Consider the following 25513-nt stretch of genomic DNA (forward strand, 5'->3'; position numbering starts at 1 on the left):
TTTTCGTCTCCTATACTATTTTTTAGCGTAAGCGCGGTGAAAAGCTGAAGAGGAGCACACATGGCAACCGTACATTATGAGCTGGAAAAAGTGAGGAACGGGCATTTCATCTTTAAATTGAAGGGAAATAACGACGAAATCATTCTGTCGAGCGCCACCTTTTGCAGTAAGGCGTCAGCGGAGAATGCCATCCATTTCGCCCGTTATAACGCCCCGGACGAGAATAACTACGAGCTGAAAAGCAGCAGGGATCAGCACGCCTATTTTATTTTGCGCGGCGGTAATTATCAAATTCTCGGTCAAAGCGGCCCGTACAATTCCGAGACTGCCGCCCGGCGAGGCATTAAAGCCGCGATGGAATGCGCCGCCACAAAAGAGATCATGGATTTGACCACCTGAACCCGTCCCGCCGGGAACCCATACCCCCTTCCCGGCGGGACGAATTTACCCCGCCTGTTATCGGTTTTTGCTGATCTTTTCCCCGCCAGGGGCTAAAATCCCGTGCTGCACTGCCCGCGCCTGGGCAGCCTGACTTGACATCAGACGAGATTCATCATGTTTACTCCGGAATTACTCTCTCCCGCCGGTTCGTTAAAAAATATGCGTTACGCCTTTGCCTACGGCGCCGACGCGGTGTATGCCGGCCAGCCGCGCTACAGCCTGCGGGTGCGCAATAACGAATTCAATCACGAAAACCTGTCCATAGGCATTCAGGAAGCCCATGAGCTGGGTAAAAAATTCTATGTGGTGGTGAATATCGCCCCGCATAACGCCAAGCTGAAGACCTTTATCCGCGATCTTGCGCCGGTGGTCGAAATGGGTCCCGACGCGCTGATCATGTCCGACCCGGGCCTGATTATGCTGGTGCGCCAGGCCTTTCCGGCCATGCCCATCCACCTGTCGGTCCAGGCCAACGCGGTAAACTGGGCGACGGTAAAATTCTGGCACCAGGCCGGGCTTACCCGGGTTATCCTCTCGCGGGAACTGGCGCTGGAGGAGATTGAGGAAATCCGCGCGCAGGTACCGGAAATAGAGCTGGAAGTGTTTGTCCATGGCGCCCTGTGCATGGCCTATTCCGGCCGCTGCCTGCTGTCGGGTTACCTGAATAAGCGCGACCCCAATCAGGGCGCCTGCACCAATGCCTGCCGGTGGGAATATAAGGTACAGGCGGGCAAGGAAGATGATATGGGCAATATCGTCCATCTGCATGAGCCTATCCCCGTAGCCCGGGTCGAGCCGACGCTTGGCCTCGGCGCGCCGACCGGCCAGGTTTTCATGCTCGAAGAGGCCCAGCGCCCCGGCGAATATATGAGCGCGTTCGAGGATGAACACGGCACCTATATCATGAACTCGAAAGATCTGCGCGCCGTTGCGCACGTGGGGCGCCTGACGGCGATGGGCGTGCATTCGCTTAAAATTGAAGGCCGCACCAAGTCCTTTTATTATTGCGCGCGCACCGCCCAGGTCTATCGCCGGGCGATCGATGACGCCGCGGCGGGCAAGCCGTTTGACGCCTCCCTGCTCAACACGCTCGAAGGCCTGGCCCACCGGGGCTATACCGAAGGATTCCTGCGCCGCCACGTGCATGAGGATCAGCAGAATTACGAATACGGTTATTCCGTTTCCGATAGCCAGCAGTTTGTCGGCGAGTTTACCGGCGTCAGGCGCGACGGACTGGCGGAAGTCGACGTGAAAAACAAATTTTCCCGCGGCGACAGCGTGGAACTGATGACGCCGCAGGGCAATATCAGCTTTACCCTTGAACGCATCGTTACCGGCAAAGGCGCCGACGCCGACGTGGCGCCGGGCAATGGCCACCGGGTCTACCTGCCGATTCCGCAGGCTATCGACGTGCGCTTCGCCATCCTGCTGAGAAACCTGCCCGGCACCACCACGCGCAATCCGCATGGCCGCGTCGCGGCGTCTGACATGACCGCGGGTTAATAGTTCAGCAAAAATCAGCATTGCTCGTTCGAAAATTAGAATTGGGTCACAATACGACCCGGCAGCGCAGCGTATCATGCGCTTGCTGAATCAAAATGCAAAACAACGACCCAGCCTCACCAGGAACCACCTCTTTCGCCAGCTCATCCTCCCTTGAGCTGGCTTTTTATTTGGCGAAAACCTTTTAATGACGCATTATCATTTCTGCATGAAAATCATTTTTTTCTAGGGAAACCATTGAAGGAATCTGCCATGGCAACCACTCAGACGTCACTGCTTATCGTAAATGGCAAAAGCGCGGCTAACGAGGAGCTCAGACTGGCGGTGGAGCAGCAACGGGAAGCCGGTTATCCGCTGCACGTGCGCGTCACCTGGGAGCATGGGGATGCCCAGCGCTACGTGGAGGAGGCCGCCCGCCTGCGGGTGGACACGGTTATCGCCGGCGGCGGCGACGGCACCATCAACGAAATCGCCGGCGCCCTGGCGCTGCTGCCCGCGGAGCGCCGTCCCTGCCTGGGCATCCTGCCGCTGGGCACCGCCAACGATTTCGCCCTCAGCTGCGACATCCCGCAGGACCTGGATAAAGCGCTGATGCTGGCCATTAACGGCAGGCCGGTCGATATCGATATCGCCCAGGTTAACCACGATCGCTACTTTATCAACATGGCCACCGGCGGCTTCGGCACCCGCATTACCGCCGAAACGCCGGCAAAACTGAAGTCCGCCCTGGGCGGCGCCTCCTATTTTATCCATGGCCTGCTGCGCATGGATACCCTGAAGGCCGACAGCTGCGAAATCCGGGGGCCGGGCTTTAACTGGGCGGGCGAGGCACTGGTCATCGGTGTCGGCAACGGCCGCCAGGCCGGCGGCGGCCAGGCGCTGTGCCCGGACGCGTTGATAAACGACGGCCTGCTGCAACTGCGCGTATTTGCCTCGGAGGCACTGCTGCCTATCCTCCTCAACAGCCTGACCAGCGATGAGCAAAATCCCCACGTTGTTTCAGCGTCCCTGCCCTGGCTTGAGATAGAGTCGCCTCATGAAGTGACGTTCAACCTCGACGGAGAGCCGCTAAAAGGCAAAAAATTCCTGATAAGCCTGTTGCCAGGGGCGCTGGCATGCCGTTTACCGCCCCTTTGCCCGCTATTGGGCTGATAAACCCGCGCCTGACGCCAACGGTTGGGACAGGGATTTGATCTTCCGCACATTAATGAGAGTCCGGGACGCAGCGCACAAGAATTTGTATAACAACTTAGGGTAATCTATAGGCTATGTAGCTGGTTCAGGAAGTTATCATGCAAGCATTTTCACCCACCCTGCCCGCGCCGCAAACGCTTTACTACAGCGCCGGGGAAGCCCATCCCCTGGAGACGCTGACGGAAAAAAGCCTGTGCGGCATGGTCGAGGACATGAAAGTCACCCAGAGTGACAAAGAACATTATATTACCGGCTGGATGGGGCCTCACAGCGTGGTGGTCATCCACAACTACCGCGAAAAACGCGGCACCTCCAACGGTTTTGTCTTGACCAAAGAAAACCAGTATCGTCTTAGCGTGCAGTCGATTGAGTTCCGTATCCCCAAGATAATCCTGTGGCTGTCGCTGCGGCGCAATCCGCGCACCATGACGCTTATCACCTACAACACGCTGGGCGAAATGGTCAGCCCGCTGATGCAGTTTCGCAATATGACCGATAAACCGGTCAAACGTATGCTGGAACAGGACTGGCAGGCGCTGAATGATTATATCGGCATGGCCTGCTGGCAGCTGGAAAACGGTAATCCGCTGTGGAACCAGTTGCTGCAGACGCTAACGCCCGACCAGCTGTCAGGCATGATCAACGCGCCGGAGTTCAGCGGTAAGCGGCTGCAAAAAGACGGGGATTACGAAGGCTTCTGGGCGGGAAATGTCTTTATCGGCCGCTGCCTTGGCCCCTATCCGGCGCTGCAATTGTTATGGCGCGACGAAGACAACCAGATGCAGCCGGGATATATCTATACGGCGGTGCCGGAATACCGGGGCGGCATTCCCCTGCCGTCGCTGCGCATCCGGCCGCACCGCGGCGAGAACAGCTATCTGCTCAACCCCTTTGACGCGCAGCACCTGCATGACGCCCGCTCGTTATTCAACTTTGCCCAGGGTATTTTAACCGGCATGTCACCACCACTGGTGGAAATGATGGACCGGCCCGATGCCGTGCCCGACCTGTAGATCATCCGCATGCAGCAGCGCCTGCTGCAGCCAGTCTTTGGCGGCCGCCAGCGTCTGCGCCCAGTCGTCATGCAGCGGACGCAGGGCCGCCAGCGCGCTTGACAGCGTGCAGCCGGTGCCATGGGTGTGACGGGTATTGACCCTGGGGGCGTCAAAACGCCGTTCTTCCGCGGCGGTGATAAGCCAGTCGGGACTGGACCCGCCGTGCAAATGTCCGCCTTTCATCACCACCGCCTGGCAGCCATGGTCCAGCAGCGCCCGGCCCTGCGCGCGCATGTCCTCTTCATTGGCGGCCGCGCGGCAGCCCAGCAGCGCCGCCGCTTCCGGCAGATTGGGCGTGATGATGGACGCCAGCGGCAATAATACATCGCGCATTGCGCTCACCGCGTCCGGCGCCAGCAGGAAATCACCGCTTTTCGCCACCATCACGGTATCGAGAACCACGTAGGGAATCGGATATTGCCGCAGTTTTTCCGCTACCGCGCGCACGATGGCCGCGTCCCCGAGCATGCCGATTTTCGCGCTGTCGATACGCACGTCCCCCAGCACGGAATCCAGCTGCGCGGCGACGAAATCAGCGCTGATGGGATAGATGGACTGCACGCCCCGGGTATTTTGCGCCACCAGCGCGGTGATAACCGTCGTCCCGTAGGCGCCCAGCGCCGAGAAGGTTTTCAAATCGGCCTGGATGCCGGCGCCGCCGCTGGGGTCGGTGCCGGCGATACTGAGCAGGTTATGGCAACGCTTCATTGGAGATACTCCCCGCGCAGGGCATACAGCCGGTCGAGGAAACCCACCGCGAAGCTGCCCGGCCCCGCCGTTTCACGCGCGGTCAATCGCCCGGCCCGCGCCATGAACCTGCAGGCGGCGGCCGCATGCTGCAACCGATCGCCCGGCAGGGCGCAACATGCCGCCACGACTGCCGATAAGGCGCAACCGGTGCCGGTTACACGCGTCATCATGGCGTCTCCGTCGGTCACAGACCAGGCCCGATCGCCGTCGGTGATAAAATCCACCCGGCCGGTGACCGCCACCAGGGTGCCATAGTCCGCGGCCAGCCGCCGGGCGAAAGGCAAGGCGTGGCGGGAATCGTCGGCGCTATCCACGCCCCGTCCCAGGGCCGGCTGCCCGGCCAGCGCCAGGATTTCCGAGGCATTGGCGCGAATGGCGGCGGGTTTCAACGCCAATACGCCCATGGCGAATTCGGTGCGGAAGGCTAACGCGCCCACCGCCACCGGATCCAGCACCCACGGCGTGCCGGCATCATTGGCGGAAGCGATGGCGGCTAACATCGCCTCTGCCCGGGGTTCGGTCAGCGTGCCGATGTTTACCAGCAGGGCATCGGCCATGGCGCTGAACTGAAGCGCTTCCCGCGTTTCAATCACCATGGCCGGCGCGGCGCCGACGGCCAGCAGCGTGTTGGCGGTAAACGCCTGCACCACATCATTAGTCATACAATGGACCAAGGGTGCATGCTGGCGCAGCAGGGAAAGGGAATCCGCGGCGGCTAAGCCGGGCAATTCGGTGGGTTCGGCGATCATAATGCTCCCAGCCGGCGCTTTGGAAGACGGACCCGGCGGAACATGAGGCCGTGACTTCCCTACGCTGGCATTATCCAGATCAGGTCATACGGGTAAAATCTCAGTCCGGCGCACGGCGGCGGACACCCCGAGTCAAGTTGCTTGATTATCCGGTTACCGGAGTAAAAGATCAATGCGGGGTTTTGCTCAAGGAAGACTGGGGTCGATTAACATACGGCCATAGCACGAATCGCCATGGGGCCGCCGGCCGCCGGCGTTTGCCGGTGTCAACCACCACTGCGCTCCGCCCTCGCCCTGCTCCAGGCGGGCAAATCCCGCCTCGGCCAGCGCGCTGAGCCTGCCGCTAAGCCAGGCGTCGCCCTCTACCGGCAGGGAAAGGCGCCACACGGGTTCACCATCACACTCCACCCGCTTATTATTCGTGAAATCGATTAAATTTTTTTTATGGAGACGTTCAGAGGAATATGCTGATAATGAAATCAATGCTAATAAATAACAAAGCCAGGATTTAAACATACCCACCTTCAACACGGCAAAAAAAACCAATGATACCATCAAATTTTCCGCAGTGATGCGCTTAAACTAAACACTATATAAATGGTATTCAATATATCGGGAATGACTTTTTACATTAGCCGCTTGATTAATAATGCCTTGACCGTTAACGAAATTTCAATAGCCGCATGGCGCCATCATAAACGCAAGGTTAACCAAATAACTTCAGTTCGGTGGCCCGGCTAATGGCGTGTTTCGCATTAGTGACGCCAAGCTTATCAATAATATTTCTGATATGAAATTTTACCGTCCCCTCGCGTATTGCCAGGATGGTCGCCACCTCGCCATAGGTTTTACCGACACTGGCCCAAAATAACACTTCTTTTTCCCGTGGCGACAGTGTCTGGACCTGCGGCGTTTCAGTATATAAAGTCACAACGGAAATATTTTTATTTATAAAATTCAATACCTTATCGTGAGTAGTAATCAACAGCATCTGCAGCTTTTCCTTATTTTTCTCAATAAAATGATAGAATTCATCATTCCCCTGCCGGTTGCTTATGCTCAACGTCGCCAGATTGTTATCGCAATCATGCAGGGTAAAGGTGTAGCCGCTGTCCAGCCGGTAATATTTTGACAATCTGAAAAAGCTATGCTGTTGTATTATCGACGGGTTATCGGGCCATAAAAAGGGGGTAAATCGCCGGCAGGCAATAAGCATGACCGGATCGATTTTTTGATAACCATAACTGCAGTATTGATTCAGCCAACCGGTGGGGTAGTCGGATATAATAGATGCCGGCAAGTTATCAGCTTTATTCATCATAAAGTAGGCGAAACAGAACGCGTTGGCATTCTTGAATATTTGCTGAAGGTAGACTTTGATTTCTCTTTTCATCGTCTGGATAAAAAAATCTTGATTATTCTCTAAGAATTTTTCCATAAAATATGCCTGCCATATTAACTAACACTCATCATTTATTATCCATTAGAGGTAATAAATAAATGCTTCTATGTGTAATAACGGTGGGATTTTGGATAATATAAGAGGCACGCTATGGATGCAACCTCTAACAGCTTTATCAATCATTCCGGCGCTAATGACTGCCGGCCTGGGCTGGCGCCGACGTCCAGCGGGGTTTTAAGACGGTATATCCCCAGCGGTATTCTGCGTTTTTCTTCATCTGGTTTAACGTTCAGCTAGTTGCGGCCCGTTGATAGCCGCCGGCAATTCCGCCATCGCGAGCCAGGCCGGCGATCCGCCGCCGCAACCGTAGCAAATCTTTCGCTATTGGTATAATAAGCATAAAATTATTTGTTCCAAAAATAGTGTGTACCCTAAATACATCAAGTTGCAGTATGGCGGGTATGGACTGGATACCGAGTAATTTGATAAACAATTGGTCATTAAGGTTGAAGATGAAAAAAGAGGATGTGGTTGTCAGGGATTACCGCGAAGCCGATCGCCCTTTTTTGCGTACCCTGTATCTGTCGGCCCGCAAGGTGGGCTGGACCTGGCTTGATAACCGGCATTGGCGGCTGGAGGATTTTGACGGCGCCACGTTCGATGAAAAAATCATCGTCGCCGAGATGCAGGGCCATATTGTCGGTTTTGCCTCGCTCTGGCTGCCGGACAGTTTTTTGCACAACTTATTCGTTGATCCCGCCTGGCAGCGCAGGGGCGTGGCCTCCGCATTACTGGCGGCATGTTATCCGCTCTGCCGCGGCACCATGGCGCTAAAATGCCTGCAGGAAAATGTGGGCGCGCAGCAGTTCTACCTGCATCACGGCTGGAAGATTATTTCACCCGGCGTCTCGGAACACGGCAAGTATTACCTGATGCACCGCAGGGTTCGCCAGGCTTAGCCGCTCGCCACCGGCACGTTTCCCCACCCGCCGTCCCGCGCGGATCGTCCATTGACAAGCCGGCGTTCCCGCGCGGCGGCAAAATATCTTTTCGCCTGGCTTTTCCTGGCGCCCATATGCGTGCATAATACACATATTATCCATCTGAACCATGCCGCCTCCGGGGTGGTCAAGTTCGAACCAAGGGGTGCGGCGTACCATGAAAGCAGCAATCGTAACCGAGACCGGCCAACCCCCGGTCTACGGCGATTTCAGGGAACCGGCGCCCGCGCCGGGTCAAAGCCTGATACGCGTCAGCGCGTCGTCGCTGAGCCATATCACCAGGAATCGCGCGGCGGGCAGTCATTATAGTTCCGACGGCGCGCTGCCGTTTATTCCCGGCATCGATGGAACCGGCGTCACGCACCATGGACGACGCGTGTATTTTCTGATGCCGCAGCACCCTTATGGCGCCATGGCCGAGCGCTGCCTGGCGGACGATGCGCATTGCATCGCCATACCCGATGGACTGGACGACGCCTCCGCCGCCGCCATGGCTATTCCGGGCATGTCGTCGTGGGCGGCCCTGGTGGAGCGCGCGCGTCTGCGCGCCGGGGAAACGGTCTTGATTAACGGCGCCACCGGCACCTCCGGTCGCCTGGCCATACAAATAGCCAGGCATCTTGGCGCCGGCAAAATTATCGCGACGGGGCGCCAGACCGCATCGTTCGGCGAGCTCAGGCGTCTTGGCGCCGATGTCACCGTTGCCTTGGTCCAGGATCCGCATGCCCAGGAACAGGCCTTTGCAGATCAATTTCACCAGCGCGTGGATATCGTCCTGGACTATTTATGGGGAATAAGCGCGCAAACGCTGATGATCGCCGCCGCGAGGGCCAGCCAGGAGGGCGTACCGGTGCGTTTTGTGCAAATCGGGTCGTTAAGCGGAGCCGATATCACTCTGCCGGGGGGCGCGCTGCGGTCATCCGGTCTCCAGCTAATGGGCAGCGGCATCGGCAGCGTGCCGTTTCCCCGCATGCTGGCGTCCATCCAGGGCGTACTGGCGGCGGCCCCGTCCGCAGGTTTCACCGTAGCGTCCCAATCCGTGCCGCTGGCGGAGGTGGCACGGGCCTGGGCCGCCAAAGACGCCGGCGCGCGCATCGTACTGCGTCCTTAAAGGATGTTCAGATTAATTGGCGCTGCGGCACTTCCACCAGCAGCAGTTGCAACCCCCCATGGTGGAGCGGAAGGTGACGCTAAGTCCTGCGTTTAACGCCGCGCAAGACCGGTGCTTCGGCAATGGCCGATTATTTCACCTGGAGGCAGGATGCCAACCATGCAATCCAGCCGCTCGCCGGCAGGGCGAGAGGCTGAATAACTTCCGCTCCCGTTTATCCTGTTAGCGGATATACCCGTATAATGTCACGACTTTACCCGCGCGGCTGGCAAGCCGATAGTAGACCTTCGCCCATAGCAGGAGAATCTACCATGCGTGTCTTTGTTACCGGCGCTACCGGGTTTGTCGGCTCCGCCATTGTCAAGGAACTGATCGCCGCCGGCCATCAGGTGCTCGGACTTGCCCGCTCGGAGGCGGCGACCGGATCGCTTATCGCCGCCGGCGCCCAGGCGCATCGCGGCAGCCTTGAGGATCTGGACAGCCTGCGCGCCGGAGCGACCCTGGCGGATGGCGTCATTCATACCGCCTTTATCCATGACTTCGCAAAATTTAATGAAAGCTGCGCGACAGACCGCCGCGCCATCGAGGCGCTCGGCGCCGTGGTCGTCGGCACCGGCCGCCCGCTGGTGGTAACCTCCGCCACCGGGATGATGTCGCTCGGCCGTAGCGCCACGGAGGACGATATCCCCCAGGCCGGCTCCGACGCCCTGCCCCGCGTCGCCTCGGATGAAGCCGTGGCCGCGCTGGCGAAGCGCGGCGCGCGCGTCTCGCTGGTGCGCCTGCCGCCCTCGGTTCATGGCGACGGCGATCATGGCTTTGTGCCGCTGCTTATCGGCATCGCGCGTGAAAAGGGCGTCTCGGCGTATGTGGACGAGGGGCTGAATCTTTGGCCCGCCGTGCATCGGCTCGACGCGGCGCATTTGTTCAGGCTGGTGCTTGAAAAGGGGATAGCGGGCGCCCGCTATCATGCCGTTGCCGAGGAAGGCGTGCCGTTTCGCGCTATAGCCGAGGTTATCGGCCGCCGCCTGAATCTGCCGATAGCGGCCAAGAGCGCCGGGGAAGCGGCCGACCACTTCGGCTGGTTCGCGCACTTCGCCGCGCTCAATAGCCCTGCATCGAGCCGGCAGACCCGGGAACAGCTGGGATGGCGACCGGCGCAGCCAGGGCTGATTGCCGATCTGGACCACGAGCGCTATTTTGATTCCCCGGTCAGGCGGTGAAACCACCGTTTACGTCAACCACCGATCCGGTGATATAACCGGCGTCCGGCCCCGCCAGGAAAGTGATGACGGCGGCGACTTCCTCAACGGTCGCGAAGCGGTTGATGGCGTGGGTATCCATAAACGAAGGCGGAAGCTTGTCCGCCGAGCCCGCGGCCATATCGGTCGCCATGACGCCGGGCTGGACGACATTGACGGTAATATTGCGCGGACCGAGATCGCGCGCGGCGCCTTTAGTGTAACCGACAATGGCGGCCTTGCCCGCCGCATAATCGGTCGTGCCGGCAAAACCGACGCGGGATCCCAGCCCCGAACCAACCGAAATGATGCGGCCGCCCTCGGTCAGCCGCGGCGCGGCGGCGCGGATCGTCGCCACCACCCCCAGCACATTGACCTGCCACTGGCGATCGAGCGCCGCATTATCAATCTCGGGATCGTCGATCCGTTTGCCCTGAATAGCGAGGGCGGCATTGTTAACCACGATATCAAGCCGGCCGAAGCGCGCGACGACCTGGTCGATAAGCCGCCCGGCGGAGGCCGGGTCGCCCTGATCGCTCCTGATGGCCAAGGCGGACACGCCCGTCTTTTCAAGTTTCGCCACCACCGCGGCGGCCTTTTCCGCCGAGGCCACATAGGTGATCGCCACGCTCGCGCCCTGCTGGGCCAATGCCGCCGCAATAGCGGCCCCCAGGCCCCTTGAACCACCGGTCACCAAGGCGACTTTTCCCGCCAGACTGTTGTTCATAGCAAACTCCCCGCTCGGTTAATGAATGTGTGACGGCGCCTACCAGGGCAGCCGCTCGTCCTGATAAAAAAATCCGCCCGTCGGGCCATCGTCATCTAGGCCGGCGTAGAGGATCGCGGTGCGCGCCCCTTCCTCCGGACTCAGGTCGGCTTGCCCGCCGCCCATCCCGGTACGTACCCAGCCGGGATGGATGGCATTCACTTTGATGTGGCTGCCGCGCAGCTCTTCGGCGAGCAGGATCGTGAAGGCGTTCAGCGCCGCTTTCGAGGTATCGTAAGCCAGCGCCTTTATCGGATAGACCGGCGACGCGGGATCGGACAGGTGCGTTAACGATCCGCGAATGCTTGATACGTTGACGATACGGGCGCCCGACGATCGCCGCAGCAGCGGCAGCAACCGCTGGCTCAAAAACACCGGCGCGAAAAAATTCGCTTCAAACGTGCCGCGAACGTCCGCCTCCGACGCCGCGCTCGGCGGACGGTCTGGCGGCGTGGCGGCATTGGCGCTGTCCAGCCAGATGCCCGCGTTGTTGATAAGAATATCGAGAGAAGCGTATGTTTTTGACAAATACGCATACGCCGCCTCACGGTCTTCGGCCGAGGTGACGTCAAGCTTTATACCCACGGCCTGATAACCGCGGCCGCGCAATGCGTCGGCACAGTCCCGCGCCTTCGCTTCGTCGCGCGCGCCGATAACAACCGTCGCGCCGCGCGCGGCCAGCTGGCGACAAATTTCCAGCCCCATGCCGCGCGCCCCACCGGTAACGAGCGCGGTTTTCCCGGCGAGTGGCTGTTTTATTATTGCTGCATTGTCTTGCATAGGAATACCTTTCATTAAGCAATGTGCAGAGGGAAGGACTCGCCGGCCCCCGAAGGTGTGCGGCCGTCGCCATTTTTGCTTTATTCAACGATTAATTTAAGAATGATCGTTACGATAACGAACGGTATTGTATTGTGTCGGGGGCGTCAAGCGTTTTATAATGACCGTTACTGAATTTTGCTCAACAATACGGGGGGATTATGGGCCGTCACAGAGAGTTTGATACCGACGAGGCGCTTGCCGCCGCCTTATCCGTTTTCTGGCAAAAGGGCTATGAGGGAGCCTCGTTCGAAGACCTGACGAAAGCCACAGGCGTCGCCCGTCCCGGTCTTTATTCCGCCTTTGGCAATAAGGAGGCGTTGTTCCACCGGGTGCTTGATCTCTACGAGGTCCAATACATGGGTTTTATGCGCGAAGCCCTGTTAGAGCCGACATCGCGCCGGGTCGTGGAACGTATCCTGCGCGGTTGCGCTAACCTGCACACCCTGAACGCAGCCCATCCCGGCTGTCTTGGGCTGAACGGCGCCCTTGCCTGTTCGGACGAGGCGGAACCCGTCAGGCGCGAACTTATCCGCCGCCGCGACGCGTCGGAACGTGCGCTGCGCCGCCGGCTGGAGTCCGCGCGGCGCGAGGGGGATCTTGCGCCGGCGGCGGATTGCGCCATTTTGGCGGCGTTCGTGATGACGATTGCCCAGGGAATGGCGGTACAGGCCAAGGCCGGCGCCACCAGGCAGATGCTTGACAACCTGGCCGACCATGTCCTGAACGCCTGGGCGTCAGCGACCCCATCCGCGTAATCCCGTTGTGATGATTACGCCAAAATCATTATGGCATGGCGTTGGGCGACGCCTGCGCGCGCAAATCGTCCGCGAGCAGGTGGCGCTTTGCGCTCGCCATGATCTCACCGGAAAGGTCGTGCCCTTTTGTCGCCCGCGCCAGCACCAGCGCCCCGACCATGGTTGATATCTCGGCCAGCGCGGTTTCCCGTGCCGTAACGGTATCGGTATCGCGCAGCTCGCCGGCAAGAATCGCCACCAGCTGTTCCAGCCCCTGGAGAAAAGCCTGGCGCACCGGCTTGTCTTCCGGTTCCCGGGAGACATCGGTGGCCAGGGCCGCCAGCGGGCATCCGGTTCCCACCGCCGAAAGATTCTGCGATAAGAGGTATCCTTCAATCAGCTCGGCGTGCGCCGAGGCGTGATCCCGGGTTCCGGCCATCCGCTTATGCCAGCGCCCCACCGAATCCCCGAACGCCTTGGCGCAGGCAATGGCGGCCAGATCATCCTTCGATGCAAAGTGGCCGTAAAACCCGCCATGGGTCAAACCGACCGCCCCCATCAGATCCGCGACGCTCACTCTCAGGCCCTGTTCGCGGAACAGCCGTGACGAGGCCTCCTCGATGGCGATGCGATTGCGTTCGGTTTCAGCTCTGCTTACCCGTGGCATGGCACACTCCCGGCACTGCACATACATGATTGATGACATCTATTATAGCCTCGCCTACCCTCCGGCGCTATAGCGACCCGCGCCGGCCAGGTACGCAAAAGTATCAGGTTAACCGTGCCGGGCGCTTTTCATGGCAGAGAATACGTGCTTTAATAAATGTCATGTATCATTTATTTTACCGCCCCGGCCTGCTTCGCGCGGATAAAACACCGATCGCCGGAAGGAAAAGCCATGTCGTTTGAAGATACCCGGGTCAAGATATCCGCGCCCTTGCAGGGTGTCGTTCCCGCCGCGGGGGAACGGCGGCGCAGACGGGAAGTTCTGGTTTGCGCCTCCGGCGTGTCGTTTATGATTATGCTTGATGCCAATATTGTCGCGGTGTCCCTGCCGACGATTGCCTCCAGCCTGCATAGCGCCTTTGCCGGCGTGGAATGGGTTATCAGCGCCTACATCCTGGCGTTTGTCGCTTGCCTGATGCCGGCCGGCGCATTGGCCGATCGGTTTGGACGCAAACGCATGCTGTTCGCCGGCCTGGCCCTGTTCGGCTGCGCGTCGCTGCTGTGCGGGCTGGCCACGTCGATCCTGCTGCTCAATACTGGCCGCGCGCTGCAAGGCGTGGGCGCCGCGCTGCAGCTTAGCGCGGCGCTGGCCGTGCTGGGTTTTGAGTTCCAGGGCAAGGAGCGCGTGCGGGCGTTTGCCGTCTGGGGCGTGTTTATCGGCGCGGCCGCCACCGGCGGCCCTGTCGTTGGCGGCCTCATCACCTCGGCATTCGGCTGGCCCTGGGCCTTTTTAATTAATGTTCCGGTCAGCCTGTTGCTGAGCCTGCTGGCATGGCGTTCAGTCCATGAGTCCCGCGATCCCGGGCATGCCCGCATCGACCTGCCCGGCGCGGTGTTGCTCGCACTGGCCATCAGCGCGCTGGCCGACGGCATGATCCAGGGCGGCAACCTGGGGTTCGGCAATATCCGCGTTGCCATGGTCCTGTCCGCGGCGCTGGCGCTTCTGCTCGCCTTCGTGTGGGCCGAATCCCGCCACCCCCGGCCCATGGTGGATTTGAGCCTGTTCCGCGATCCGGCGTTCATCGGCGCCAGCGTCGCCATGTTTGCCTATGCCGCCTGCGCCTATGTCATGGCGACCTACCTGCCCCTGTATATCCAGGCGGCGTTTTTCCCAAGCCCGGCCATGGCCGGACTGGCATTGCTGCCTTTCGGCGTCCCGCTGCTGGCGGGGCCTTACCTTGGCGCCGCCCTGGTCGCGCGTATGGGCGATCGGGGCGCCCTGGTCTGCGGACTGATGGTGGTGGCCCTGGGCGATGCCCTGACCGCCTGGGCCGCCACCGGCCATGACTACGCGCCGGTGGCGCTGGGCATGGGCGTACTGGGCATCGGCGCCGGGGTACTGAATGGCGAAACGGCGCGGGTATCAATGCAGATCGTTCCCGCCGGGCGGGCCGGCATGGCATCCGGGCTTACCTCGACCTTTCGCTTCGTCGGGCTGCTGGCCGGACTGACCGGATTGGGGGCCATTCTTGTGGCCGGCATCACCTCGTACCTGACGCCTTTGTCGGCCGGGTTGCCGCAGCTGGCGGCGATCGGCGTGCGCGAGGTCGCCCATCATGCCGCGGCGGGCGGCCTATCGACTTGGCTGGGACCCCAGGTTCCGGCCGCGACGCTCACGGCGTGGCGGCACGCCGCGCAAGCGGGTTTTAATTCGGCCTTCGTCGACCTGATGAGCGCCGCGGCCGGGTTCGCCGGCGGCGCGGCGTTGCTCACTTTCCTGTTGATGCGCCGCCGTGCGATCGGGCGCATCGGCCATCAGTAACCTGATAAAATGGAATCAACCATGCCAAACGTGCGTATCGACAGCAAAACCGGTCCCAATCCAGCCTATATTAAACAGGCGGACAGTTATCCCTCCATCGCTGAAACGCGAGCGGGACGTGTTTAACCCTACAGGAGATCTTCATGCCTTATCTGCAACTTGATGTAAACGGCCATTATGCCGTGGCGGACAAACAGCGTCTGGCCGCCAGGCTTTGCGCCACCTATGCCGGCATGATGTCCGTCGACATCCGGCGTATCAGCGTGGCCATCCGGGAATTGGGCGAAGGCGGCATCTGGAGGATCACCGCGGCGGAAAGCGCGCCGGAGCCGGTTTCGGTGCTGATGCTGGACATCCGCAAGGGACGGCCCGCCGATCTGCGCATGGACGTGGCCAAGGCGCTTTGCGCGCACTGTATCGAGATCTTGGGACTACGTGAAGATCGGCTGAACGTCGAGTTTACCCAGCATGACGGCGATGAGATGTATCACCCGCAGCTCGGCGGCTACAGCCCGGACTGGCAGCCCGGGCAACGCTAAGCCGCACCGGGCAAAAACCGTCCCCGCCGATGCGTAGCATAATGACGTGGGGCAAGGCGCGCGGGCGCGCCATAGGGAAACCGCTACGCCTGAGGCCCGGTAGCGGACAATTCGACGGCGATCTCGCGCAGCGCGCGCTCAAAGGCGTCGGCGGGCTGGCCGCCCGAAATAAGCCATTTTTCATTAATGACAATGGCGGGAACGGACGTGATGCCCCGTGACATCCATAACTGCTCGGCATCACGGACTTCTTTGGCATAGCGTCCCGATACCAGCACGTCCCGCGCCGCCTGCTCATCCAGTCCCGCGGCAACCGCGGTGGCGATCAGCACCTGCGGGTCCGACACATTCGCGTTATCGGTAAAATACGCCTTGAAGAGCGCAAGTTTCAACGGTTGTTGCCGGCCCTGCCCTTTTGCCCAGTGCAAAAGACGGTGAGCATCAAAGGTATTGTAAATCCGCCCGTGGCCGGCAATATTATAATCAAACCCCACGCCGGCGGCCCTTGCGCGGATCATCTCGCGATTGGCCTGCGACTCCTCGGCGCTGGAGCCGTATTTCTGCGCAATGTGTTCGGCCAGATCCTGCCCCCCGGCGGGCATATCGGGATTAAGCTCAAAGGGTTGAAACTCCACGTCCGCCCGCACCACGCCGGCGGTACGGTTCAACGCTTCCTGCAGGCCGCGTAAGCCGATGATGCACCAGGGACAAGCCACGTCGGAAACAAAGTCGATTTTCAGCTGTTGAGGCATGGGCGCTCCAGAATATTTGATAGGAAATACGGCGGCGGCGGGTCGCGGCAGCCGGTTTCAACACTTTGTCAAAGATGCTACGAAAATCGGGTTACGTCTAGCATTACCCTCCACCCGGCCGCGCCCATGGGGTCGGGCCGCGCGGCGAGCGCTACATTTCCACGACGATTTTGCCGAAAGCGCCGCGATCCAGATGGTCGAGGGCCCGGTAAAGTTCAGCGAGCGGATAGCGCGTGTCGATTACCGGCCGCAGCCCGGTGCGATCAACGGCGCGAACCAAATCCTCCAGCGCGCGGCGATGGCCGGTGCCGATGCCCTGAATGGTGACGTCCTTGAGCATCAACGGCATAACCGGCGCCGACACCTCAAAGCCCTCCAGCGCGCCAATCTGGTAAATGCGCCCGCCCACGGCCGCCGTCTGCACGGCCTTGCCGAGATGGGCTCCGCCGACCAGCTCGAGGATATGATCGGCGCCACGGTCGCCGGTGATGCGCAACACCGCGTCCACCCAGTCTTCGTGCCGGCGATCGATGCCATGATCCGCGCCCAGCGCCCTGGCGCGCGCAAGCTTGCCGGCGCTGCCGGAGACGATGGTTTCGGCCCCATGCGCCTTGGCGATTTGCAGGCCGAACAGCGCGACACCACCCGTTCCCTCGATCAGTACCCTTTCACCGGCGCGCAGTCGGCCGCGCTCAACCAGCGCGAACCAGGCGGTAAGCCCGGCGCAGGGCAAGGTGCTGGCGTGCGCGTCGTCCAGGGTGGCCGGCGCCAGCACGAACCAGTCTTCCGGGAACGCCACATAGTCCGCCAGCACGCCGGGATAATATCCGCCCAGGGTGCGGTAGGATGGCGTACGGGCGTCGCCCCGTCGGACACCGTCGATCCAGCCGGGCACAAAAGTCGAGATGACGCGGTCGCCGACGCCAAAGCGGCTGGCGTCCCCGCCTAGCGCAACCACCGTGCCCGCCAGATCGGAACCGGGGGTAAAGGGAAACGCGAGCGGCAATCCCCGGCCGCTTTCGGTCACCATCTTGTCACGGTAATTGAGCGAGACGGCCGCCACCTTTACCAGAACTTCGCCGCGCCCCGGCGTGGGGACAGGCGCCTCCCTCAATTCCAGCCGGTCCCGGCCGATGGCGTCCATCTCCCAACGTCTCATGGTCTTGGTCATCAGGTACTCCCGTTGCGTATTAGGGTAAAAAAGAGCTCTCTTCCCGATTTCCCGCCTGAGAAGCGCCCTGCGGTTAATGAATGCCGCAACAGTATCGCATCCTGCATTGTGTATGATAATACGGTATAATCAGCATAGTCTGTTGAATCTGGGGCAACTCTATGAAAGGCGCGGAATACGCCGAGCTGATGGCTTTTCTGGCCGTGGCCGAGGAAAGGAGCTTTCGTCGCGCCGCGCGGCGGCTGGCGTTGTCGCCTTCCGCCCTAAGCCATACCATCCGCTCGCTTGAGGAGCGCCTGGGCGCGAGGCTGCTAAACCGCACCACCCGCAGCGTCGCGCCGACTCAAGCCGGCAAGGATCTGGCCGAGCGCCTGCGCCCCGCGGTCGCCGATATGGAGAACGCCGTCAGGGAGGTCGGCGCCAGCCAACTGCAGCCGCGGGGCATGGTGCGCGTGAACCTGCCGCGCATTGCCGCCCGCCAGGTGGTCACGCCCATCCTGGCCGAATTCCATGCGCACTATCCCGACATACGGCTTGACCTGGTGATTGATGACAGCATAACCGACGTGGTGGCCAAAGGGTTTGATGCGGGGATCCGTTCGGGTGAACGGGTGCAGCGGGATATGGTGGCCGTCAGGCTGACACCGGATCTCAAAATGGCGGTCGTCGGCTCACCCGCCTATTTCGCGCGCCGGCCATTACCCCTGGCGCCTGGGGATATTCGCGATCATGCCTGCATCACCTATCGCTGGAGCGAGACCGGAGCGCTTTTCCGCTGGAGTTTCAGCGGTGCGGACGGACCGCTGGTTGTTAACGTTGACAGCATCGTTACCGCCAACGACACGGATCTGCTCCTTGCGGCGGCGCTGCAAGGAGCAGGTCTCGCGTTCCTGCCCGAAAGTTTCGTCGCGTCCCACATCGACAGCGGTGAACTGGTTCATGTGTTGGAAGCCTGGTGCCAGCCCTTCCCGGGATTTTATCTCTACTATCCCAACAAGCCCCATATGCCCGCGGCGCTCAGGGCGTTTATCGATTTTATCAAGCTGCCGATCCCATCGCTCACCGGGCGCTATTAGGCGATAATGCGCGGTGTCCGGCGACGTCGTTAAAGATGCGCCATGCCGCCTGGGCACGCTCGGTATTCGGATAGTTGCGGTTGGCCAGCATCACGATGCCCGTTTTTGTCTCCGGGATAAAGGCCACATAAGCGCCAAAACCACCGGTGGCGCCGGTTTTATTCAGGAAAACGGCCTGCCTGGGCGGCACGGCGGGTGTGATGGTTTTTACCGGATTGATGTTATAGGTCATCTCATCCGCGTTGCCCTCGATAAGCGTTTGCAGCGCCACCGGCCAGGGATATTGCTCCCAAATCATATCCTGGATGTATTTCGCCGTGGTGAAATAGCCGTTATGGGTTGCGGTCACGGCTTGCCGCACCGGCGATCCCTCGCCATTGCCATGCATATTCGCGTCCACAAACCGGATCATATCGGCGGAGCTGGACTTCACGCCATAGGCTTCATCGCCCAGCAGCCCGGAAGATAGGCGTACCGGCTTATCCTGCTTATCGTATCCCCAGGCGTAGTTATTCATCTCTTGCTGCGGGACGTCAATCCAGGTATGGCGCATATCCAGCGCCGGCAGGATAACGTCCCGCAGCAGATTAACGTAGGTATCCCCCATCGTCCGGGCGGAGATAAGTCCCAGCACGCCGATGCTGATATTGGAGTATGACCGACCCTGCCCGGCCCCTTGCGGAGAATGCCAGGCGCGCAGGTAGTCCATCAGCTGCGCCTCGTTGGCGAGGTCGTCGGGAACCTGCAGCGGCAGCCCGCCGCTGGTGTGGGTGGCGAGATTGATAAGCGTCAGATTGCCGAAAGGGGTATCCGCCAGGCCGGGCAGGTACTTTCCGACACGGTCGGATAAAGCGAGTTTATTTTGCTGCGCGGCATAAGCGGCCAGCGTCACGTTAAATGTCTTGCTGATGGAACCCAGTTCAAACAGGGTATCGGAAGTGACTTTTTTCTCCGGTGACAGTTGCGCCAGCCCGTAGTTATAAAAATAGTGCTTGCCGTCCACCGTAAGGGCCACGGCCATGCCGGGAATATTGTACTTTTCCATCATGGGAAGGATGGCGCGGTCGACGTCGGCGCGATAGGCATCAGGCGCGGCGCTGTCCGCCGCCTGGACGCTTAGGGAGGTTATCAGCAGGGATCCCGCGAACCAGGAAAATGCCTTTTTTTGCTGCATAAATTTCTCATTACGATGAATAAAAGAAAGAGGCTAATCACTTATGCTTAAACCATTTATTATTGGTAGCCTTACATGTAAAGCCCTGCGTAATGCGTTGTATTCGCGCACGGCTAATATGATGAATGTCACCAATACAACGCCTGGTAAACAAGCGTCATTTTCGCGCGGTTTGGATTATCATTCATTAAACGGCTTACAACGTAGAGATTCCGATTGCCCTGGCCCTGATTTATACCGGCGACGAGGCAATGAGTTGGCGGGCGGTTTTAGCGATTGCGGCGCGAGGGCTCCCTATCGGACTGACTTTGCGCCGCGTTGCGTTCGAGATCTTGCGCAAACCTGCACGCCAGCCGCACCAGATCGTCAAACTCCACCGGGTCCCACTGGGTAAAAATCGCTCGTCCCCTGCGCTCCCGCGCCTCATCCACGGCGTCGGTCATCAGCTTGCCCTTTGGCGTTATCTTCGCTTCCCGCAGGCGGCGATCGCCTACGCCGGCCTGACGCGTCACCAACCCCAGGCTCTCAAGTTTAGCCACCTGACGGCTGACCGTGGTGTGATCGCGGCCGACGCGATCGGCCAGCCCCACCACGCCGATGGGCCCCAGACGTTCGATAAACACCAGCAGAGGAAACAGCGCGCGATCGAGCGCAATGCCCGCCTCGCGCACCAGGGTCTCGTCATTCTGCGGTCGGTTCATCACGCTGACAATACCGAGCAACGCCCCATGCAACGCCCTGAGCTGGCCTGCAATATGTGTATCATCTGCTTTTTTCTTGGTGGTCATATGATCGCTCCTAACTGTGCATATTACACATATAGCATGCGATAAGGGTAGGGATTTGGCCAGGGGCTGGTGGTGGAACAGGTTGAAAATCAGGCTGTCCCTGACGCGCAATGACAGGTCGGAGTCCCCTTGCAGGCAACCATCGCCCTATTGACTGGCTGGAGGAAAACCTAACCGTCGCTTTCGCCAAACCGGTTGGATGCTTGCCGGCGCGGGTTATTTCTCAACGACAGCGCGGGCTGTAAGCCAAAATCCGTGCGTACCGGCAAACGCCGGTACGCCGAAGGGGTAATGGCGAAGTTTCTTTTGAAGGACCGGCACAAGGCCGACTGATCGTCAAATTGATATTTTTGGGCGATATCGCTAATGGCGATGTCAGACCGGCGCAATTCTTCGGCGGCGCGGGTCAAGCGCCTTTTACGGGTATAGGCGGCAAGGGAATAACCGGTGATTTTTTTAAATAATCTTTGCAAATACCATTTGCTGTAGCCGGACTTATCAGAAAGTATTTGCAAATTCAGCGGGGCTTCAAGATTTTTTTCAATCCATAGCAGAAGATCATTCAACATGCTCTCATGGTACATAATGACTCCCGGGTTTAACGCATTTTTTTACCGATAGTGATGATGTCATTGCCATAACCGGTCATTTCTGTAAAAAACGGGCACCAGAAAGATTATCGGCGGGCAATGCTGTCAGAAAGCCGATTTCACCCTAATAGGTAAGGCGGTTTAGCAAGTCGTGAATCCATGTTATGACTCATTGGCTTACCACGAACTTACCGCGTCGGAACCAGGCGGGATCGGGCGTTGGGGTGTTGATATTCCGTGTGGATACGCGCTGGCCAGAGGGTGGGGAATTATCGCGATATGCCAAAAAAAATACGGAAAAGGCGGCCAATGCCGCCTTTTCCGCCTGCTGCCCGTCACTGCTTATTTGTAAAGTTCCGCGGTTCCGTACAGGTGGTTTTCACCAGAAGCGCCAATGATGCGGTATGAATTGGCGCCGGCCTGCGTGGCTTTGGCATCAAGCTTTGACTGCAGGGTGGTCAGGTCGCCGTTTGAAGAGGCGCTGATGGTGCCGATGGCTTGCTGGCCGGCAGGCGCGGACTGGACTTCGGTCGCAGCCAGAGAAGAAAAAGAAGCGGCGGCGAGTGTCAGGGCGGCGATGGTCATGGCGATGGTTTTCATAATGTATTCCTGTTCGTTAAATTTTTTACTCAAGGCGCCGGTTCAGACGCTTTGGATTTGGGTCAACGTTATTTATTAACGTTCGATAATTAAATAATAGTGTCTGTCGCGAGATTGCGCAAGCTATTTTTTAATGAACATTAATTAATTAAGCAGAGATGAACAATTTTTGTTATAATATATTGATTTTAAAGTGATTATTTAGAATAGAAAAAGATTGCATCGTAATGCGATGGGCGCAACACCGGATATGGTCGGTTTGCCCGGCCTGTTGTTCGAACAGCAGGCCGGGCGACCGGCGGGGTATTCCCCAAAGAGCAGACCGCTTTAAGCGCTAATCGGTGATTTATCCGTCCCTGATTCGCAATAGACGTTGTTAAAGACCGTATGAAAGATCGTTCCGTCAAACATATCCACCAACACGCCGGATTTGCGCTTGCTCTCTTCCCGAACCGGCGACAATAGCGCTTGATCGATATCCGCCTGGCTATCGAAACGCATTACCATCACCAATGGATAGGCGGGCTCCCCGATATCGGCGTTTTCCTGCGTCCAGACACGTACTTCCCGTACTTTGGGAAAATGGGACCAGAGCGGAACCATGACTTCATTGACGTGCTGATAGAACGCGAGTTCCATTCCAGGACGAATGCATCCTTGAAAAAAAGCACAGCGGGTCAGACCAAATGTACTCATCATTTCCTTCTTTAGCCACGCCCGATAAAGGGTATATGGCTCGTTATTATAGATAGGCATGGACATCACCTTCGCATCAAACAGCCGGTGGTCCATAGACAAGATCGCGTACACGGCAGGGTTCATGTAACCCTGGCGAGCACACCGGGATCAATGAATCGCATCCCTAAGGTCGGTCAGATCGCGCCCACGGGTTTCCGTCGAAAGGGCAACGCCGATCAGGGTCAGTATCGACAGAATGCCGGTATAGACGCCCATCACCCAGAAAGCACCACCCGCGAGTCCAATCAGATAGATGCCGAGAAGCGGAGCTATGCCTCCTGAAAGCACGGCGCCCACTTCGCGCGACAGTGCCACGCCGGAATAGCGGTAACGGTTACCGAACAATTCCGCGAAGTGTGCGCACTGTGCGCCCAGCATGCTGTTGCAGCCGATGGCCAGGCCACCGAACATGGCGATAGTGACCCATAGCGCATCGCCGGTGTTGATCATCCACCATGCGGGAATCGCCCACAGCAACATGAAGATGGCGCCCCAACGGTAAATCGTCTGTCGGCCGAAGCGGTCCGACATGGCGCCGAAGAACGGTGTGGTAAATACACTCGACAAGGTGGCAATCAATGCCGCGGTGGTGCCGATACGAGCCATTTCTCCCGGGGCGACGCCATGATGCGGCGCCACCACGCTGCCCAGAAAAGCGATGACGATGGTGGTATAAATCGTGGATCCGCCCTGCTCCGCCAGCCGCATCAGTACCGCGGCCAGAATAGGTCGGCGCGCTTCCTTAAGCACCAGTTTCATTGGCGATTTCACCACTTTGCTTTCGCCTTCCAGCGCCACGAACGTGGGGCTTTCCCGCAGGCGCAAGCGAATCCAGACGGCCACGCCAATCAGTATGATGCTGGACAGGAACGGTATACGCCATGCCCAGGCGATAATCACCGATTGATCCACCATATGCTGCAAGAGGCTAAAGGTGGCGGTCGCGATCCCGAAGCCCGCGAAGATGCCGACGAATGGCAATGCCGCGTAGAAACCGCGTTTGGCCTTCGGCGCGACTTCAGCCATCAGCGTTGATGCGCCGGCTTGCTCCGCGCCCGCGCCGAAACCCTGTAGCAGCCGCAGCACAACCAAGCCTACCGCGCCGACCGGTCCGGCGGGCAACAGACCCACCATCATGGTTGAAGCGCCCATGATGGCGATCGTGACCAGCAAAACGAACTTGCGTCCTTTGCGGTCGCCCATCGATCCGAAAAAAAGTCCGCCCAGAGGGCGCGCCAGAAAGCCCACGCCATAGGTGGCAAAGCTGGCGAGCAGGCCGGCATTAGCGTTCAGCGTCGCGAAAAACACGTGGCTGAAAATCAGCGCCGTCGCCAGTCCGAAGATGGCGAAGTCATAGTACTCAAGCGCGCTGCCGACCGAGCTGGTGAGGATGGCTCGTCGCAATTGCTCGGGCGATACCGTGGTTGCCTTTGATGTGGATTGCTGCGGCGTAGAAGTAAGAGCTGAATGAGCCGCCGATTGATCTAGTATCATTATGATCTCCATTTTTTATTATAAAAAGCGGGCGAGGCGGCATGCCACCGCCCATCCCGGACGGGGTTACAGATTAAACGCCTGGTGGATATCATCGATATCCCGCTGCGGGATATGCACGATATCGCCGATCGCCCGCGCGTAATCGCCCGCTCTGGCGCTGAACTCCAGCACTTCCAGCCGGTCGTAGGCCTTAAGCGGGCTTTCGCCGCACACTATCACCATCGCATTTTGGATTAACAACACGTCGCTACGCCGGTCGATAAGGTCGGGCAGCGAACCGTCGAACAGCGCGGCGTACGCCGGCATTTTCACCTGGCGCATCACCATATAGGACTCGGGGATCAGGCGTGAATCGAACGGCGCGCCGGTGCAGGCGAACCCCATCGCATGCGGCGGCAGCGCCATCATAATGGTGCGAATGCGTGGATGGCGCGCGTAAATCGCCTGATGCAGCGCGGCGAGCGACGGACCGGCGGGCGTCGCCGGCAGCCGGACAAAATCATGCTCCGTAAGGCCGTGCAGCCCCTGGCCAGGGAGAGACATCAGGACGGTATCGTCCTCCAAGCGCTGCGACACGAAGAAAAATCCGGCAGGAGATAGCCCTTTTTGGTGTACCCGTTGGGCTATGCCGCTCAGAGCGTTGCGCTCGGCCAGATGTTCCTGTTCAAGGGGCGCGCGCGGATGCTCCTGCGTCAGGCGCCAAAATTGTTCGCACTGCGCGTCATCCAGCGTCTTCAGCGGCCCGTGCGGTGTGCCGTGAATGGCGATGGCGGCGCAGAAATTCAGCAATTCGAATCTCCGCCAGGCGTCGTCCAGTGATTGGTCGCCCACCGCAATCCCATGGTTTTCCAGGATAACGGCGTCGCAGCCCTGGGCGAACTGCCGGGCGATATTTTCACCGAGCAGACGGCTGCCGGGCAAAGCGTAGGGGGCGATATCGACTTTCGCGCAGTTCAGTTTAAACACCGGCGCGATACCGACCGGCGGCGTTTTATGCACCAGACTTGCGGCGATAAGCGCTGGCGGATGCGCGTGGATAATGGCGCGAATATCGGGGCGGCTCTGGTAAATCTGAAGATGAAACGGCAGCTCGATAGACGGAATATGACGCCCGGAACACGCGCCGTCGGCGGAGACACGCACGATATCCTCTACCTGCAGATTGCCTTTATCCACGCCCGACGGCGTGATCCAGACATCGCCGTTATCGTCCAGAATCGAAAGATTGCCGCCGGATACCGTGGTCAGGTTATTGCGGTAAATCAGGTTCATTACATCGACGATTTTACGGGGGCAGCTTACTGTAATGTCATTCACGGGACATTCCTCACTGT

27 protein-coding genes and 1 riboswitch are annotated in these 25513 nt (G+C 59.2%); of the genes, 11 read left to right on the plus strand and 16 right to left on the minus strand.

Annotated elements, in window-relative coordinates; genetic code table 11:
* Positions 1-60 precede the first annotated feature (60 nt).
* The 4 genes from VGC33_RS00420 to VGC33_RS00435 all read left to right on the plus strand — a co-directional run bounded on the left by VGC33_RS00420 (position 61) and on the right by VGC33_RS00435 (position 4151).
* Positions 61-399, plus strand: a complete 339-nt coding sequence (locus VGC33_RS00420; protein ID WP_331117871.1) for a YegP family protein — start codon at positions 61-63, stop codon at positions 397-399.
* Positions 400-555: 156 nt separating this feature from the next.
* The gene (gene trhP, locus VGC33_RS00425) at positions 556-1944 is read left to right on the plus strand and encodes a prephenate-dependent tRNA uridine(34) hydroxylase TrhP (protein ID WP_331117873.1); all 1389 of its coding nucleotides are present in this window, start codon (positions 556-558) and stop codon (positions 1942-1944) included.
* Positions 1945-2196: 252 nt separating this feature from the next.
* Positions 2197-3096: a lipid kinase YegS gene (gene yegS / locus VGC33_RS00430; protein ID WP_331117876.1), complete on the plus strand. Its 900-nt coding sequence runs from the start codon at positions 2197-2199 to the stop codon at positions 3094-3096.
* A 140-nt stretch (positions 3097-3236) separates the two neighbouring features.
* Positions 3237-4151 carry a hypothetical protein gene (locus VGC33_RS00435; RefSeq protein WP_331117878.1) on the plus strand — a complete coding sequence of 305 codons (915 nt, stop codon included), beginning with the start codon at positions 3237-3239 and terminating at the stop codon, positions 4149-4151.
* Here VGC33_RS00435 and thiD read toward each other — a convergent pair.
* From thiD to VGC33_RS00455, 4 genes are all read right to left on the minus strand, one after another.
* Positions 4098-4901, minus strand: coding sequence for a bifunctional hydroxymethylpyrimidine kinase/phosphomethylpyrimidine kinase (gene thiD / locus VGC33_RS00440; protein WP_331117880.1), 804 nt, complete (start codon positions 4899-4901; stop codon positions 4098-4100). The genes VGC33_RS00435 and thiD overlap by 54 nt on opposite strands.
* Positions 4898-5692 (minus strand): hydroxyethylthiazole kinase, encoded by a 795-nt coding sequence (gene thiM / locus VGC33_RS00445; protein ID WP_331117882.1) that lies wholly within the window; start codon positions 5690-5692, stop codon positions 4898-4900. The genes thiD and thiM overlap by 4 nt, the downstream gene beginning before the upstream one ends.
* A 39-nt stretch (positions 5693-5731) precedes the next feature.
* Positions 5732-5832, minus strand: a riboswitch (TPP riboswitch).
* A 46-nt stretch (positions 5833-5878) separates the two neighbouring features.
* Positions 5879-6079, minus strand: a complete 201-nt coding sequence (locus VGC33_RS00450; protein WP_331117884.1) for a hypothetical protein — start codon at positions 6077-6079, stop codon at positions 5879-5881.
* Positions 6080-6398: 319 nt separating this feature from the next.
* Entirely contained in the window at positions 6399-7130 is a 732-nt protein-coding gene (locus VGC33_RS00455) for a helix-turn-helix transcriptional regulator (protein WP_331117886.1), read from the minus strand.
* A gap of 476 nt (positions 7131-7606) precedes the next feature.
* Between VGC33_RS00455 and VGC33_RS00460 the strand changes: the two genes are divergently transcribed.
* The 3 genes from VGC33_RS00460 to VGC33_RS00470 all read left to right on the plus strand — a co-directional run bounded on the left by VGC33_RS00460 (position 7607) and on the right by VGC33_RS00470 (position 10426).
* Positions 7607-8053, plus strand: coding sequence for a GNAT family N-acetyltransferase (locus VGC33_RS00460; RefSeq protein WP_414636859.1), 447 nt, complete (start codon positions 7607-7609; stop codon positions 8051-8053).
* Positions 8054-8252: 199 nt separating this feature from the next.
* A complete protein-coding gene (locus VGC33_RS00465; RefSeq protein ID WP_331117888.1) occupies positions 8253-9206 on the plus strand; it encodes a quinone oxidoreductase family protein in 954 nt (317 codons plus the stop codon).
* 311 nt (positions 9207-9517) lie between these two features.
* The gene (locus tag VGC33_RS00470; protein WP_331117890.1) at positions 9518-10426 is read left to right on the plus strand and encodes an SDR family oxidoreductase; all 909 of its coding nucleotides are present in this window, start codon (positions 9518-9520) and stop codon (positions 10424-10426) included.
* Here the strand turns inward: VGC33_RS00470 and VGC33_RS00475 are convergent.
* Positions 10416-11171 (minus strand): SDR family NAD(P)-dependent oxidoreductase, encoded by a 756-nt coding sequence (locus VGC33_RS00475; protein ID WP_331117892.1) that lies wholly within the window; start codon positions 11169-11171, stop codon positions 10416-10418. The two genes, VGC33_RS00470 and VGC33_RS00475, sit on opposite strands and share 11 nt — an antisense overlap.
* Positions 11172-11210: 39 nt before the next feature.
* Positions 11211-11990: an SDR family oxidoreductase gene (locus VGC33_RS00480; RefSeq protein WP_331117894.1), complete on the minus strand. Its 780-nt coding sequence runs from the start codon at positions 11988-11990 to the stop codon at positions 11211-11213.
* A gap of 200 nt (positions 11991-12190) precedes the next feature.
* On the opposite strand from VGC33_RS00480, the gene VGC33_RS00485 reads away from it, so the two are divergent.
* Complete coding sequence (locus tag VGC33_RS00485) at positions 12191-12787, plus strand: TetR/AcrR family transcriptional regulator (protein ID WP_331117896.1); 597 nt, start codon at positions 12191-12193, stop codon at positions 12785-12787.
* 28 nt (positions 12788-12815) lie between these two features.
* On the opposite strand, the gene VGC33_RS00490 is transcribed toward VGC33_RS00485, so the two are convergent.
* Positions 12816-13433 (minus strand): TetR/AcrR family transcriptional regulator, encoded by a 618-nt coding sequence (locus tag VGC33_RS00490; RefSeq protein ID WP_331117898.1) that lies wholly within the window; start codon positions 13431-13433, stop codon positions 12816-12818.
* 231 nt (positions 13434-13664) lie between these two features.
* Between VGC33_RS00490 and VGC33_RS00495 the strand changes: the two genes are divergently transcribed.
* Positions 13665-15254 (plus strand): MFS transporter, encoded by a 1590-nt coding sequence (locus VGC33_RS00495; protein ID WP_331117900.1) that lies wholly within the window; start codon positions 13665-13667, stop codon positions 15252-15254.
* 143 nt (positions 15255-15397) lie between these two features.
* Entirely contained in the window at positions 15398-15793 is a 396-nt protein-coding gene (locus VGC33_RS00500) for a hypothetical protein (RefSeq protein ID WP_331117902.1), read from the plus strand.
* An 83-nt stretch (positions 15794-15876) separates the two neighbouring features.
* Here the strand turns inward: VGC33_RS00500 and VGC33_RS00505 are convergent, their stop codons facing one another.
* Both VGC33_RS00505 and VGC33_RS00510 read right to left on the minus strand, forming a co-directional pair.
* Positions 15877-16545 carry a DsbA family oxidoreductase gene (locus VGC33_RS00505; RefSeq protein WP_331117904.1) on the minus strand — a complete coding sequence of 223 codons (669 nt, stop codon included), beginning with the start codon at positions 16543-16545 and terminating at the stop codon, positions 15877-15879.
* A gap of 151 nt (positions 16546-16696) precedes the next feature.
* Positions 16697-17716, minus strand: coding sequence for a zinc-dependent alcohol dehydrogenase family protein (locus VGC33_RS00510; protein ID WP_331117907.1), 1020 nt, complete (start codon positions 17714-17716; stop codon positions 16697-16699).
* A 161-nt stretch (positions 17717-17877) separates the two neighbouring features.
* Here VGC33_RS00510 and VGC33_RS00515 point away from each other — a divergent pair, with 161 nt between their 5' ends.
* Entirely contained in the window at positions 17878-18792 is a 915-nt protein-coding gene (locus tag VGC33_RS00515) for a LysR family transcriptional regulator (RefSeq protein ID WP_331117909.1), read from the plus strand.
* Here the strand turns inward: VGC33_RS00515 and ampC are convergent.
* From ampC to VGC33_RS00550, 7 genes are all read right to left on the minus strand, one after another.
* Entirely contained in the window at positions 18776-19966 is a 1191-nt protein-coding gene (ampC, locus tag VGC33_RS00520) for a class C beta-lactamase (RefSeq protein ID WP_331117911.1), read from the minus strand. The two genes, VGC33_RS00515 and ampC, sit on opposite strands and share 17 nt — an antisense overlap.
* A gap of 269 nt (positions 19967-20235) precedes the next feature.
* Positions 20236-20754, minus strand: a complete 519-nt coding sequence (locus VGC33_RS00525) for a MarR family winged helix-turn-helix transcriptional regulator (RefSeq protein WP_331117913.1) — start codon at positions 20752-20754, stop codon at positions 20236-20238.
* 170 nt (positions 20755-20924) lie between these two features.
* Positions 20925-21323 carry a helix-turn-helix domain-containing protein gene (locus VGC33_RS00530; protein ID WP_331117915.1) on the minus strand — a complete coding sequence of 133 codons (399 nt, stop codon included), beginning with the start codon at positions 21321-21323 and terminating at the stop codon, positions 20925-20927.
* A gap of 363 nt (positions 21324-21686) precedes the next feature.
* A complete protein-coding gene (gene bhsA, locus VGC33_RS00535; protein WP_331117917.1) occupies positions 21687-21944 on the minus strand; it encodes a multiple stress resistance protein BhsA in 258 nt (85 codons plus the stop codon).
* 327 nt (positions 21945-22271) lie between these two features.
* Positions 22272-22766 carry an EthD domain-containing protein gene (locus tag VGC33_RS00540; protein ID WP_331117919.1) on the minus strand — a complete coding sequence of 165 codons (495 nt, stop codon included), beginning with the start codon at positions 22764-22766 and terminating at the stop codon, positions 22272-22274.
* Between the two features lie 24 nt (positions 22767-22790).
* Positions 22791-24086 carry an MFS transporter gene (locus VGC33_RS00545; protein ID WP_331117922.1) on the minus strand — a complete coding sequence of 432 codons (1296 nt, stop codon included), beginning with the start codon at positions 24084-24086 and terminating at the stop codon, positions 22791-22793.
* A gap of 156 nt (positions 24087-24242) precedes the next feature.
* Positions 24243-25496 (minus strand): class II aldolase/adducin family protein, encoded by a 1254-nt coding sequence (locus tag VGC33_RS00550; RefSeq protein WP_331117925.1) that lies wholly within the window; start codon positions 25494-25496, stop codon positions 24243-24245.
* Positions 25497-25513 lie beyond the last annotated feature (17 nt).

The organism is Acerihabitans sp. (genome assembly GCF_036398755.1).
Lineage (GTDB): Bacteria > Pseudomonadota > Gammaproteobacteria > Enterobacterales > Enterobacteriaceae > Acerihabitans.